The organism is Pontibacter pamirensis (assembly GCF_010015475.1).
Lineage (GTDB): Bacteria > Bacteroidota > Bacteroidia > Cytophagales > Hymenobacteraceae > Pontibacter > Pontibacter pamirensis.
In genome coordinates this window covers 1-13,740 of sequence record NZ_SSNI01000017.1, presented here as the reverse complement: position 1 = coordinate 13,740, position 13,740 = coordinate 1, and the positions used below count along the sequence as shown (strand labels likewise).

The following is a 13,740-nucleotide window of genomic DNA, read 5'->3' as shown; positions in this document are numbered from 1 at the left end:
AAACGTTGTTATCTGGCAGGGCTTTTACAGGCTCCTGAAGCGGTATCGTAACAGGGGCTTTTGCGTAAAAACGAACAGCTGCCTTAATAAGCCGTTGAAAATGTATAAACTTAGACTGCTTTTTGTGTCTTGTTTTGCGCTTGCAAAATGGAATTTAAACAGTGTATTCATCCTGATAACAAAATAAAACTATGCCCAAAGTATTAATAGTAGATGATGAGCGGGCCATCCGTAGCACACTGAAAGAAATACTTGAATTTGAAAATTATACTGTAGACGAGGCCGAAGATGGCGAAAAAGCACTGCAACTGATTTCCAAGTCGAAGTACGACGCGGTGCTCTGTGACATCAAAATGCCGGGTATGGATGGAATTGAAGTCCTGGAGAAAGCAATGGAAATTTCCCCGGACTCCCCTTTCATCATGATCTCCGCCCACGGCACTATCGACACGGCCGTGGAGGCCACCAAAAAAGGAGCCTACGATTTTCTGCAGAAGCCACCGGACCTGAACCGCCTGCTGGTGAGCGTGCGCAACGCCCTGGATAAATCCAGCCTGGTGACGGAGACGAAAATCCTGAAAAAGAAAATCTCCAAAACCTACGAAATGGTAGGCGGTTCTGCTGCGCTCGGGCGTGTGAAGGGAGCCATTGAAAAGGTAGCTCCCACCGATGCCCGCGTGCTGATCACGGGCCCGAACGGCTCCGGGAAAGAACTGGTGGCCCGTGCCATACATGAGAACAGCAACCGCAGCAACGGCCCTTTAATAGAAGTAAACTGCGCCGCCATTCCGAGCGAGTTGATTGAGAGCGAACTGTTCGGCCACGAAAAGGGCTCTTTCACCTCGGCAGTGAAGCAGCGCATCGGTAAGTTTGAGCAGGCCAACGGCGGCACCCTCTTCCTGGACGAGGTAGGCGACATGAGCCTGTCGGCGCAGGCCAAGGTGTTGCGCGCCCTGCAGGAGCACCGCATTACACGCGTAGGAGGCGACAAAGACATACAGGTGGATGTGCGGGTGGTGGCGGCCACCAACAAAAACCTGCTGGAGGAAATTGAAGCCAGAAACTTCCGCGAAGACCTTTACCACCGCCTGGGCGTTATCCTGATTCACGTGCCAGCCCTCAACGACCGGCGCGAAGACATCCCGGACCTGGTGCAGAAGTTCCTCAACGACATCGCCAACGACTACGGCAACAAACCTAAAACCATTACCCCCGAAGCTGTGCAGTTTCTGCAGCAACTCGACTGGCGCGGCAACGTGCGCGAGCTCCGCAACGTGGTAGAGCGCCTCGTAATCATGAGCGGCCACGAGATTAGCCTGGAAGACGCGCAGGCGTATGCCAGGCCGGTGGTTTAGTAAAGATTTGATTTGTATTTAAATAGAGACAGCCTCTGTAGCTTTAAGTTGCAGAGGCTGTTTTGGTAGAAACTTTCCCAATGAAACTACTTTGGCTCAAAAGCAATGAGTGGGCTGTTAGAACAAAGACTTTCTTATCATTTTGATTTCCAATATTTACATGTTGCGCTTTAAAGCTGCCGAAGGCTCCGTGATAGCAAATTGAGGTAGTGACGCTAGCGCAATAGATAATTTCTCACTTCTCTCCCACTCCCACAACCTCCCGAATATACCACGCTGCATCCGCAGAAAAGCGCTACTTTTGCGGGCCGATTTATGATTTACCGTAACCCATGGATTCCTTTACTTATAAACAACACTTTTCGAGAAACTTTACCCTTGCCTATCCGGTAGTGCTGAGCCAGCTGGGTCATATTATGGTAAGTGTCTTCGATAGCCTGATGGTAGGTCAGATTGGCACGCTGCCCCTGGCGGCCGCTTCGCTTGGCAACAGCATTTTTACCATTACGCTCGTGTTTGGCCTGGGGGTGTCGTACAGCATCACACCTTTAATTGCGGCAGCAGATGGCCGCAGAAACTACACCCGTATTTCGCTGCTGCTGCTAAACGGGCTTGTGTCTAACGTGTTGTTAGGTATTCTGCTTTTTATAGCTGGTTACTTTCTCTCGCCCTACATCACATTGCTCGACCAGCCGCCCCGCGTCGTGGAACTGGCAGTGCCCTATATCAACATCCTTTTCCTGTCTATGGTGCCGCTGATGGTGTTTCAGGCCTTCCGGCAATTTGCCGAAGGCCTCTCGCTCACGAAGCAAGCCATGTGGATTTCAATTGTTGCAAATTCTTTAAATATTTTTCTCAATTATATTTTAATTTTTGGTAAATTAGGATTCGAGCCAATGGGACTGGTAGGTGCTGGCTGGGCAACTCTAATCTCTCGTGTGGTGATGGCCATGATGATGGCGGGGTACGTGATGTATGGGAAACGATTTGTAGTTTATCATCATTTCCTGCGACTGCGACACCTGTCTTTCATCCACATGTACCGCATCTTCAAGCTTGGTCTGCCCATTTCTGGTCAAATGATTTTTGAGATGGGAGCCTTCAGTTTCTCTGCTGTTATGATCGGCTGGCTGGGTGCCAAAGAACTGGCCGCCCACCAGATAGCCATTAACGTGGCCTCCGTGACATACATGATGGCGAGTGGCATAGGGGCAGCAGCCACCATCCGGGTGGGCAATCAGAAAGGGTTGGGCAATTACAGAGCTATGCGCATGGCGGGCATCAGCAATTTAGTGATGGGCGTTGGGTTTATGGTTTGTAGCGGGTTATTGATGATACTTGGGAGTAAGCTGATTCCGATGCTGTACATTAACGACCCGGAGGTGATACGTATTGCGTCTTCCCTGCTTGTGATAGCGGCCCTGTTCCAGATTTCGGATGGCATACAGGTGGTAGGCCTGGGTGCTTTGCGCGGGCTGGAAGACGTAAAGGTACCGAGCCTGATCTCGCTGATAGCATATTGGGGAGTTGGTTTGCCAGTTGGATATTTCCTGTGCTTTAAAACAGATTTCGGGGTCAACGGCATCTGGATGGGACTGTTAACAGGTTTGTCAGTAGCTGCTGTGCTGCTTACGTTCCGGTTCCGCGCCTTAAGCAGCCGCCTGATACACACGTAAAGCAGAGGTTAGGTATTTTACTCGCTCTTGCTACACCCTGGCTCGTAACAACTATGTTTAGCATGTTTTAAATTTAGCCGGAGTAAAATGTACACCTTTACCTTATTCCTGTCAATGTGGGCAAGAATACTGCTTCCTTTCCTCTTCCCTGATGCTACTACAGCAAAGGAAAGTAAAATCACTGCACCTGCAGTAGAAAAAATTGTGGTAGATCAGGTTATCTGGTCTGCTAACCGCCGCTTGTCCTGGGAAGATTTCAGAGGCCAGCCTGATGATGGCAATCCGCACCATGCCTTAACCGCTGCAAACTTAGCCGTAAACGCCAACTGCAAGAATCAAGGGTTCACTTACGAGGTGAACTGTGTGTTCCTGCCAACAGAGTCTTGGACAAAGAACAAGAAGTCGCAGCAGCTGCTGAAGCATGAGCAGCTTCACTTTGACCTTACGGAGGTACACGCCAGGCTGTTACGAAGGGAGTTACAGAAACTGAACTGCACAAACCTGAAAGAGGAACTAAACGGCACCGTTAGTCGTGCCTTCACGAAATGGAAAGCCGATCAGGATGCTTTTGATATTGCCTCTAAACATGGGGTGAACGCAGAAAGAGAGCGTCAGTGGGCAGCCACCATCGCCCAGCGTCTGAGAGCACTGGAGTCGTATAAGTAAGCTGAAACTTTTGAGTTCTTATTGAGGTTGCGTACCGCTGTTCTGGATTTCCTAATCCACGTTAACAAAATCACCAGTACGGGGATTAGGAAATCCCCATCAGCTAGCTTTCGGACTAAGAAGTCCGAAAGAGCAGGAGCCTGAAGGAGTAGGCGTGCTATGGTTGTGTCATCAGTGCCTGGTAACAACAATAAATTGATGAACACAGCTTTGACCAATTCACATGAAGCTTCTTCCTTAAAATCAATCCTTTTCTACTCGTCAGCACGTAGTGAAGGGGTTTCCAGTCTTTGGGTTGAGCGCCTTTGGAGATTTTTGGTGCCGCTCGCGCGGCAGCGCCCCATCGAAAAAAACTATCAGCGTGATGCCCTTAAGGAGGGCCCCTTCCCCCAAGACGAGGCCTCTCGGCCTTGAGAGCTAAGACTAAAACTCATTGTGATATGAGCATATACCTGTTTCACTACCGTTAAAGACCTGCCCCTGCCCCTCCTACATCGAAGGTCCCTACCCCTGGGAAGTAAAGCTTTGCGGCTTGCCCACAAGATCCTTCCAGGATGACAAAAAAGGAAGTCGTATTTGCTGATTTCAAGTATCCTAAAGTCTCTGAATTTTTCACTACAAAATTAGCCCGGGAAGGGTTAATGGTGGGTTCATTACAGATGCGAATATTAAATCACAACTTGAGTTAATACTATAAAACACTGGGTGAGATGCCGCAGGATGAACAATTTCAACGCCAGCTTAGACAGATTGCATACTACCTAACATTATAGAACCTAGTTTATGAAATTTGGTATCAAATTAACGCATAAATAATAAGCCTCTGCTGTATCCATACAACAGAGGCTTATTATTTATATTTAAAGGAGCTTTTACTTTTTCTCTTTTAAATCTTTGGTAGCCGGTCCTGTAATCACTTTCCCCAGTGGGTCGAAGCGGGAGCCGTGGCATGGGCAGTCCCAGGAGCTTTCAACTTCGTTCCAATTTACGACACACCCCAGGTGCGTGCATATAGCAGAGAATTTGTGCCGAACGCCATCCTGGTCGCAGTATACGGCGACCTTTGTAGTGCCGTCGCGCATGATGCGGCCGGTGCCGGGGGTTACCTCCATCGGATCTTCTACCTCTCCAGGCGTTACATAGTCTTTAAACTGCGCCACCACATTCACATTGTGCTTCATGTAGTCGCCGGCAGCTTTTAAGCCACTTCGGCTTGGGTCGTATAGCCCAGTCCATGGGTTTTTGCGGTCCATGATAAGGTCCGTGATGAGCATGCCCGCAATGGTGCCATGCGTAGTGCCGTGGCCGGAGTCGCCGGTAGCAATGTATACGTTTGAGTCGCCGGGATTGCGCCCAATATAGGCAAGTCCATCCACAGGCTCAAATACCTGCCCCGACCAGAGGTAGTCCACTTCCGTAGCCATCGGAAACTTCATGCGTGTCCAGCTTTCCAGTGCTCTGAAGTGTTTCATCAGTTGGTCGTCCTGCCCTGTCTTGTGATCTTCGCCGCCAACAATCAAGACGTCATAGTCAACATCCTCCCCTTCGCTACGCTGCAACCGGACATAGTGGTAAGGCTCGTCCATATCCCAAAACAACACATCGGGCACCGAATCCTTCGGAACCCTCGCCGCTATAGCGTAAGTGCGGTATGGAATCAATTTGGTGTGCATGGTCACCTTATCATTTACAGGTGTGTTAGTAGCCACCACCAGGTGGTTAGCCGATACCGCATGGCCCGTTTCTGACACCACGGTTGTAACAGGCCCGCTCTTGAAGTCAACAATATGCGTATTCGTAAATATCTTTCCTCCTTTTTCTATGATAGCATTTGCTAGGCCTGCCAGGTACTTCATAGGATGGATACGCCCCTGGTTCGGGTAATGAAGGTTAGGGAGCGTTGTCAGCGAACTCAGTGGACTCTCCTTCCGCAATACCACCTCGTCCCAACCCATCTGCTGCAGGGCTTCCAGTTCCTGTAGCACAAACTTCTCCTGCTCCTTGTTGTGTGCCACCAGGTACCCATCTACACGGGCGAAATCACAGTCGATGCTGGCATCATTCGCTATCTCCTCTATTTTATCAATAGCAGCTGCATGGCTCTGGCAGGCAAGCTTTGCTCCTTCTTCGCCGAAAGTCTTTATCAGGTTGTAATACTGTTCGTCAAGGGCATTGGAAAGGTGGGCAGTTGTACGGCTTGTTTCACCTCCGCCAATACTCTTAGATTCCAGCACAATAACACGTTTTCCTTCATTCGCCAGCAGGTATGCTGTCGTGAGTCCTGTTATACCCGCTCCTATCACGCATACATCGCATGTCATGTTTTCGGGCAGATGCTTGGTGCTAGGTAGTGTTATGTTTTTGTCCCAGATGGGTAGTGTGGCTCCGGATTCCTGTTTCATAGTTTTTTATTTTTGGCACTAACTGTAGTTAGAATAGGCTTTGCGCAGGCACTGAAGCCTGTTGCATAGGATTACGGTGTGGCGGGGCTTATGTTTCTAAAGCTGTGTTCAGGGGTTCGTGAAAGCAAATAGGAAGATCAGAAAGAATATAAATCAGAAGCTACATCACCAATTATATTAGTAAACTAATTATATTAGCAAATCGTAAAACAACTATGAAAGCAGAGGAATATATAAAAGGCCGTGGCGCGCAGTTAAACCCCGCCAATCCTTACCTGAAACAGGAGTATGTATCGGAACATGTGGAGGGGCTGGATGAGCCGATGCTGTCTAACTCCAGCACCGAATTCTTCAAAGAATACCCAAAGAAAATCGTAAACAAGGTAGACAGCCCGGATCTGGGGCTGAGCTATTCCCTGAACCCTTACCAGGGCTGCGAACATGGCTGCATCTACTGCTACGCCCGCAACACGCACCAATACTGGGGCTATGGCGCAGGCCTCGACTTTGAACGGAAGATAATTGTAAAGGAGAATGCACCTGAGATACTGGCAAAGCAGCTGGAAAACAAAAACTGGCAGGTGATGCCCATCATGCTGGCAGGAAACACCGACTGCTACCAACCAATAGAGGCAAAGAAGCAACTGACGCGCCAGATCTTAGAGGTGCTGCTGCAGTACCGCCACCCGGTTAGTATCATTACAAAAAACGCGCTCATCCTCCGGGACCTGGACCTGCTGCAGGAACTGAATAAGCTGGACCTGGTACACGTAAACATTAGCATCACGACCCTGGACGAGAAACTACGGCAGAAACTGGAGCCACGGACAGCTACGGCGGCAAAGCGCCTGGAGGTAGTGCGGCAGCTAAGTGCCGCCGGTTTGCCAGTAAACGTAATGGTAGCCCCTGTCATTCCGGGCCTCAACGACTCAGAAATCCCGCAGATTATCCGGCAGGCTGCAGCGGCAGGCGCCTGCAACGCAGCCTATACCATCGTGCGCCTGAACGGGAACATTGGACCTATCTTCGAGGATTGGATACGGGAGGCTTTCCCCGACAAGGCAGAAAAGGTGCTGCGCCAGATTGCCGATTGCCACGGCGGGCAGCTAAGCGACAGTCGCTTTGGCACCCGCATGCGCGGCGAAGGCAAGTTTGCAGAGGCCATTGCAAACCTGTTCCGGATGAGCAAGCAGAAGTATATGCAGCACCGCAGTACAAAGCCGTATAACTACAGCCACTTCTGCACCCGCAGCGGCAAGCAGCTGGATTTGTTCTGATGATTATGAGAGGATTGCCTATCTGTAATAAAGTCCCTTTTTAAGGTAGGACTTTTGCATTCATCTTTTATAGAGCGAGTGTCTTCGCTCGCTCCGTAGTTAAGGACAGTAAAGCCTTTCGGATGAGAATAAAACAGCCTAACCCTTAAGTAGAGGATTTGCTAAAATAAAACGGCCCTACCTTAAAAGGAGACCAAAAAATACCGGATGTTGATTTAAAAGAGTTTATTGGTCCGTCAAAATACAAAAGCGGAAGGAACTGCTGTTCCCTCCGCTTTTGTACAAGTCATTGGCTATAACAAATGCCTATAGGTTTTTCTTCACTCTATTAAATAAACCTTTGGCTCCTGATCCCATCATCTGCTCTTTCTGAGCATGTCCTTTCGGAGCAGGCGCTGCCAGTTCCGGCTCCTGGCCTTGCGGTCTGCCAAGCTCATATTTAAACATGCCCTTGCCATCCAAAGACTTCCCGTGTGTCCAACGTCCGTCAGTCTCCGGTTTGCAATCCAGTCTAGTCGACATGAAGGTATAGTTCGCCTCCTGGTTTTCCATTGCCTGCGGGAAGCTGTTCGGAATCGGGTGCACCCCTTCCAGTCCGCCGAGCTCTTCGAGCACTGCCAGCCACTGGTTCTGGTGCATGGTGTCGCGGGCAATCAGGAAAGCCAGCATATCTTTCATGCCTTTGTCATCAGTAGCCTCCCAAAGGCGGGTAGCCAGCAGCCTTCCTGTGGATTCGGCCATTACGTTGGCATACATGTCAGCGGCAATGTTTCCGCTACCCACTACCCAGGATCCGTTGAAAGGAACACCGTTAGAGTCTACAGGCATGGCACTCATACCAGCAGACAATACGTGGCGTGGGTTCATACCCCCCATCACGGCTCCGATTACCTTATCTTTAGCCATTTCTTCCTGCAGGGACTGTGGTGCTCCCTCCAGGTTCAGGGCAACTGCGGTAGCCAGCATTTCAATGTGTGCAATTTCCTCGGTACCTGTCTCCATCAGCATATCGCGGTACTTTACATCACCTCTGAAGCCCCAGGCCTGGAACAGGTACTGCATACAGACTCTTATCTCTCCTTCGATACCCCCAATAGCTTGTTGCAACATATTGGCGAAAGCGGGATTAGGTTTGTCCACTTTCACTGTGTACTGTAGTTTGTTATCATGGTAAAACATAGTTTTTTGTATTTATATATGAAACATATCCGAAATTACGGGACCCTTACCTATCAGTTTTCTATATAAAAAGCACGTAATATTGAGCTGCTTCCAATTGATACGTATAATTGATAATATAAATAGTACAATAACATAATATTATAGACGCACCCCTTTAATTTATATAACTCACTTATTTACAAATATTTAAACCACTAACTTCAACTTATTATTTATTTACCCAAACCCATTACTGGCAAAGCAGGTGTAACATATAGCACTTATAGAAGTATGTAATCGCATAGCATATTTTTTTTATTATTTTAAAGACAAGGCACAGAGATGGAACTGGGAAAAGACATTGTGGTGGACAGTTGGATAGAGTTGCAACAGATTTTATTTGACCATACCTGGGACGAGAACATCAACCGGTTCAGGTCCTCTTACGTTTACCGCGGAACCTGGAACAAGAGCTTTGACCTGAGTACCAGCATTATGCGCATTGGCAGCCAGTATGAAAAGCTGGAACCGCACCTGCTCCGGAACTTCCGGAAATATGCATACAACAACTCCAACCCTACCGATGACTCTATCTGGAACTGGCTGGCTATTGCCCAGCACCACGGCCTGCCCACGCGGTTGTTAGACTGGACCTACTCCCCTTATGTAGCCTTGCATTTCGCAACAGAAGATTTGTCTAAGTATGAGCATGATGGCTGTGTGGTATGTATCAACTACGTTAAAACAAGCGAGTATCTTCCTGCGCCCCTGAAGCGGGGATTGGAAGAAGAAGGCTCCAACGTTTTCACGCCTGAAGTGCTGGAACCGATAGCGCCCTCTCTGAAGGCCTTGAAGAGCTTTAAGGAGGAAGATTTTGTTGTTTTTCTGGAGCCCCCTTCCCTTGATGCCCGAATAGTACACCAGTATGCCCTTTTCTCGCTGATGTCGGATGTGAAGGCAGGACTGAGCCAGTGGCTCACGCAACACCCGGAACTTTATTTCAGGGTGATAATACCTGCTAAACTTAAATGGGAAGTACGCGACAAACTGGACCAGGCCAACATAACAGAACGGGTGCTGTTCCCAGGACTATCCGGATTAAGCCAGTGGCTGAAACGGCACTACACTCATTCCTGATTTTTTCACTAAGTAAATGTACACTTTGTAGCAGGCTAACCGTAAAACAGCTATATTCAACACTACCTTATACACCTATTATAATTTTTGATGAATCTGCGCCGATTGTTTTGTGAGAATACCCTTCTACACATATTTCCAGTAACAACTGTTAACGGGGAAAGCACCCGTTTTCAATTTAAAAAATATACCTCCAGAGCAGCTGCACTACTATGCGGCTTGATGCTGACAAGCGCCTGCACCCAGGACCGTGACACTAACTCAGCTGTTATTGCTACTGCACAGGCAGATTCGAATACTACTGCTCCTGCCGTGCCGGCAGATAGCAGTGCACAGCCGCAGGACACCATAGCTGCTGCCCCCGCCCCTGTAGAGGAAACACCAATACCAGACACCGCTGCCTATGATTACCCGGGGCCAAGGCCTTTAGCAGGCGCAATAATGCCTCAAAAACGCATTATTGCTTACTACGGCAACCTGCTGTCAAAGCGCATGGGCATACTGGGAGAGTTGCCCCCGGAACAGATGCTGCAAAAGCTCGACGAAGAGGTGGCCAAATGGAACGAAGCCGATCCAGGTACACCAGTGCAGCCAGCCCTGCACGCCATTGTGGTAACAGCGCAGGGGCATCCCAGCGCCGGTGGAAAGTACAGGCTCCGCATGGCAGACAAGATGATTGACGACGTACTGGAAATAGCCAAGCAGCGCGATGCTATTGTCTTTCTGGACATACAGGTAGGCCAGAGCACATTACAGGAGGAAATACCTGCCCTGGAGAAATACCTGAAATTGCCCCACGTACACCTGGGTATAGACCCTGAATTTTCCATGAAAAGAGGAGGAGTACCTGGCCGCCGCATTGGCACGTATGATGCCGAAGATATCAACTACGCAACAAAGTACCTGGCTGACTTAGCCAAAGAGCACAACCTGCCGCCTAAGATACTTGTGGTACACCGTTTCACACAGGGGATGGTGACCAACACAGAGAACATTACCTTAAGGCCGGAGGTGCAAATAGTTATGCACATGGATGGCTGGGGTGGTCCTGTGCTCAAGAAAGACACATACCGCGCCTACATCCAGAAAGAGCCTGTGCAGTTTACGGGATTTAAAATATTTTATAAAAATGACCTCAAAAAACCACCGGGGCGCCTGATGACACCTGAGGAATTACTCTCTTTAAATCCGAAGCCCCTGTACATTCAGTATCAGTAAGTGAAATTGCCGGTGTGCAGTAAACAACATATAAACGCGTACTCCTGAACGGTTACGACTTTTATTCCACCATAATTTTACCTGATTTATAATCTTTAAACTGCTGCGCCACCTGCTAAGTATAGCAGGTGGCGCAGCAGTTTAAAGCCATTTCATTGTCCGCCCGGGCACAGCGCCTGCATTGTTTCCTATAACACAAGGCGTTAGCACTTCCTCCCGGTTCTGAAGACCAACAAGGGGCAAACGAAGGCACAAAAGAAGAACTTTACACATCGGATAACAAGGGTAATAAGCTTGCAAATTTCTTCTTGTTTCGCTATCTTAAATCAAGCTCTGAATGAGAGCGAAGTGAACATGCTTTTAGAAAAGAAAAAATTTTCTTAAACCTATGCAGCCTATTCCTGTTTTCTGAGAAGTGGCTCCTTTCATCATAGGAGAAAATTGACTGCGGTGCTTTTTACTTATGATGATTCTGCAGCAAAAGGAAATGAAGTAGTTGCTTTAAAATGAACTGAATAGGGATGATTTAGCGAACCGGATTTAAGTTGTATTTCCAATTACGGCACCAGGATTGCTTCATCTAAAAATGCGGTTAAATCAGCTATAAAACTTTGCCTTTAATCAGGGAATTTTTTCTGTCTCAAAACCTTTGATTTATATAGACACCACCTGTTAATATAAAAATCAAAAAAAAGCGGCGGCTGCGTGAAACAAGGAATGTTTTTTGCGTTATAACTTATAGCTAATGAGGATGCTTTTCCACTGCTTGTGCAGGATTTAGTTGTCTATACCGCCTAAACCCTTATATTAGAAACATATGTTGCAGTTTCTACATTCTTTACGCTTAATGAACCTCACCATGCGGTTCATCCAGATCATCATTGTGTTCCCGATGGCGGTATTGTTTAGCTTTTATGTTCCGCCTTACAACTCCATGGATTACGAGTTGCACTTTCTGCTGTGCCTCCTGTTTTCTGCTTTTATCTCAGTCGTTGTCACCCGGTACAGCCCCAAACTGACTTTGCTCCTGTTTGTGAGTATTTTAGGACTGTTTGGCTTTAACAGCACCTTCAAAAACCAAACTTTTGAAGGACTGTACGACGACTACAACGCCCTGCTGGTGAACATGACGAGCAACCCCCACAAGGTTTCCTACTTTAAACCGGTGCGCGGCACCTATTTCCAGAATCAGCGGGTAAAGAGCGCTATGCAACCGAATGACCCGAGAGTCCGCGCTTTTGCCGTAGAAAACTCTACCCGGTATTTTCATGATGAGTACTACCAGAAGTTTGGCAAATTGACCCGCTACTTCTCTCTGTTCAAATATATCCGCCTGAACTGGAAGTACGTGAACGATCCGCTTGGCATGGATTATTACTCTCCGCCAATAGAAAGTATGGGCCTGCTGGCTGGCGACTGCGATGACTACGCCATTCTGATGGCATCTTCTGTCATGGCGATTGGTGGCGAAGCCCGCGTGGTGATATCACCAAGCCACATGTATACAGAGGTGAAGATTGGCACTGTTGATGATTTAGAGAAGATAAGCTTTGCCATCCGCACACTGTTCCCGGATGAAATTGCCGGCGGCAAGATACACTTCCACGAAACAGGAGGCAATCTCTGGATTAACTTTGACTATACGGGCAGTCACCCCGGAGGGCCTTTTTTAGAGCCTGAGTTGTACAGCGTGATTTCTTTTGAGAAATAGGCAGACCTCGTAAGGTGGTGACAGAAGATGGAGCAGTGCGGTTTATAAATTTTCGACCTGTGTATCAGCGTTTTCAGCTAATAAGAGATATTTTTCCCTTGGAACCCTTGTAATTAAAAAACAGCCTCCTATATTTGCATCGCAATACAGCAACAAGGCCCGTTCGTCTAGGGGTTAGGACGCTAGATTTTCATTCTAGTAACAGGGGTTCGATTCCCCTACGGGCTACACGAAAGGCCTCCAGTTTACGCTGGAGGCCTTTTACTTTTATGTAAGGTTTTAAAATGGTCCTTTCATCGTAGTTAGACTAGGTGCATTGACCAAGGGGAATGAGAGACTGAGGGCCAGGTAAGTCTGCAATACTATACCGTAAAAAAGGAAGCTCCATTCCCCCCTTACCTTTTCTCCGAGAGTCTGGGCAGTACTTAATGCTATCACCGTGGATAAGCAAGTGTAAGACAAAAGGCAAGACGAGGGAGAAAGAAGGTCGCTCACTTTAACCACTCATGCTATGGAACAGATCAAAAGACAGTGCGTGGGCATCGACATCGCCAAAAAGAGCTTCACCGCCTGCGTTTGCAAACTCTTCCCCAACTCCGGCCTGTGCTTCTCCCAGGTGGCATCCTTTGACAACAGCATCAGGGGCTTCAACCAACTGCTCAAATGGCCTGAGCAAGCAGACAACTCCTGCCTTGCCGGTAAACTTTGTGATGGAGGCCACGGGTATTTACTATGAGCCTCTGGCCTATCACCTGCACCGGATCCGGCAGAATGTTTCAGTTGTCCTCCCCAACAAGGTCAAGCACTTCGGCAAGAGCCTCAACGTCAAAAGCAAAACAGACCGCATCGACGCCAGAGTCATCGCCCGGCTGGGGGCGGAGCGCCAGCTGCCCGCCTGGCAACCGCCGGCCCCGGTGTTCAAGGCCCTGCGGGAACTGACCAGGCACTGCACCGACCTCAAGAAAGAGCGGACGGTGCTGCTCAACAGGCTCAGCGCTCTGCTCTCCGCGCATGAGCCGCAGGCCTTTGTCATCAAATCCCACAAGGAGGTGATAAAGAAGTTTGACACCGAGATAGCCAAATGCGAGGCCCGGATAAAGGCCGAGCTCCAAAAGGAGGAATGGCTGCAGGAGAAAG

At 48.5% G+C, this 13,740-nt stretch carries 10 protein-coding genes and 1 tRNA gene; 9 read left to right on the top strand and 2 right to left on the bottom strand.

What is annotated here, in order from left to right:
- Positions 1–191 precede the first annotated feature (191 nt).
- The 3 genes from E1919_RS14905 to E1919_RS14895 all read left to right on the top strand — a co-directional run bounded on the left by E1919_RS14905 (position 192) and on the right by E1919_RS14895 (position 3,697).
- Positions 192–1,355: a sigma-54-dependent transcriptional regulator gene (locus E1919_RS14905; RefSeq protein WP_162054206.1), complete on the top strand. Its 1,164-nt coding sequence runs from the start codon at positions 192–194 to the stop codon at positions 1,353–1,355.
- Between the two features lie 332 nt (positions 1,356–1,687).
- Positions 1,688–3,031, top strand: a complete 1,344-nt coding sequence (locus E1919_RS14900; protein WP_162054205.1) for an MATE family efflux transporter — start codon at positions 1,688–1,690, stop codon at positions 3,029–3,031.
- A gap of 114 nt (positions 3,032–3,145) precedes the next feature.
- Complete coding sequence (locus E1919_RS14895; protein ID WP_237144406.1) at positions 3,146–3,697, top strand: DUF922 domain-containing protein; 552 nt, start codon at positions 3,146–3,148, stop codon at positions 3,695–3,697.
- An 872-nt stretch (positions 3,698–4,569) separates the two neighbouring features.
- Here the strand turns inward: E1919_RS14895 and E1919_RS14890 are convergent.
- Positions 4,570–6,099 carry an FAD-dependent oxidoreductase gene (locus tag E1919_RS14890; protein ID WP_162054203.1) on the bottom strand — a complete coding sequence of 510 codons (1,530 nt, stop codon included), beginning with the start codon at positions 6,097–6,099 and terminating at the stop codon, positions 4,570–4,572.
- A gap of 215 nt (positions 6,100–6,314) precedes the next feature.
- Here E1919_RS14890 and E1919_RS14885 point away from each other — a divergent pair, with 215 nt between their 5' ends.
- Positions 6,315–7,376, top strand: coding sequence for a PA0069 family radical SAM protein (locus E1919_RS14885; protein ID WP_162054202.1), 1,062 nt, complete (start codon positions 6,315–6,317; stop codon positions 7,374–7,376).
- Positions 7,377–7,682: 306 nt separating this feature from the next.
- Here E1919_RS14885 and E1919_RS14880 read toward each other — a convergent pair whose 3' ends face one another.
- Positions 7,683–8,555 carry a manganese catalase gene (locus E1919_RS14880; RefSeq protein WP_162054201.1) on the bottom strand — a complete coding sequence of 291 codons (873 nt, stop codon included), beginning with the start codon at positions 8,553–8,555 and terminating at the stop codon, positions 7,683–7,685.
- Positions 8,556–8,879: 324 nt separating this feature from the next.
- Here E1919_RS14880 and E1919_RS14875 point away from each other — a divergent pair, with 324 nt between their 5' ends.
- From E1919_RS14875 to E1919_RS14855, 5 genes are all read left to right on the top strand, one after another.
- The gene (locus tag E1919_RS14875) at positions 8,880–9,674 is read left to right on the top strand and encodes an FRG domain-containing protein (protein ID WP_162054200.1); all 795 of its coding nucleotides are present in this window, start codon (positions 8,880–8,882) and stop codon (positions 9,672–9,674) included.
- Between the two features lie 222 nt (positions 9,675–9,896).
- The gene (locus E1919_RS14870) at positions 9,897–10,892 is read left to right on the top strand and encodes a hypothetical protein (protein ID WP_237144453.1); all 996 of its coding nucleotides are present in this window, start codon (positions 9,897–9,899) and stop codon (positions 10,890–10,892) included.
- Between the two features lie 817 nt (positions 10,893–11,709).
- On the top strand, positions 11,710–12,603 hold the full coding sequence (locus tag E1919_RS14865; RefSeq protein ID WP_162054198.1) for a transglutaminase-like domain-containing protein: 894 nt from the start codon (positions 11,710–11,712) through the stop codon (positions 12,601–12,603).
- 156 nt (positions 12,604–12,759) lie between these two features.
- Positions 12,760–12,831, top strand: a tRNA-Glu gene (locus tag E1919_RS14860).
- A gap of 398 nt (positions 12,832–13,229) precedes the next feature.
- Positions 13,230–13,740 (top strand): IS110 family transposase (locus E1919_RS14855; RefSeq protein WP_162054197.1); only part of this gene is annotated, 511 nt, incomplete at its 3' end.

Coding starts and splice junctions, on each gene's coding strand:
- E1919_RS14885 (WP_162054202.1), top strand. CDS start 6,315: ATGAAAGCAGAGGAATATATAAAAGGCCGTGGCGCGCAGTTAAACCCC.
- E1919_RS14870 (WP_237144453.1), top strand. CDS start 9,897: ATGCTGACAAGCGCCTGCACCCAGGACCGTGACACTAACTCAGCTGTT.
- E1919_RS14880 (WP_162054201.1), bottom strand. CDS start 8,555: ATGTTTTACCATGATAACAAACTACAGTACACAGTGAAAGTGGACAAA.
- E1919_RS14900 (WP_162054205.1), top strand. CDS start 1,688: ATGGATTCCTTTACTTATAAACAACACTTTTCGAGAAACTTTACCCTT.
- E1919_RS14875 (WP_162054200.1), top strand. CDS start 8,880: ATGGAACTGGGAAAAGACATTGTGGTGGACAGTTGGATAGAGTTGCAA.
- E1919_RS14890 (WP_162054203.1), bottom strand. CDS start 6,099: ATGAAACAGGAATCCGGAGCCACACTACCCATCTGGGACAAAAACATA.
- E1919_RS14865 (WP_162054198.1), top strand. CDS start 11,710: ATGTTGCAGTTTCTACATTCTTTACGCTTAATGAACCTCACCATGCGG.
- E1919_RS14895 (WP_237144406.1), top strand. CDS start 3,146: ATGTGGGCAAGAATACTGCTTCCTTTCCTCTTCCCTGATGCTACTACA.
- E1919_RS14905 (WP_162054206.1), top strand. CDS start 192: ATGCCCAAAGTATTAATAGTAGATGATGAGCGGGCCATCCGTAGCACA.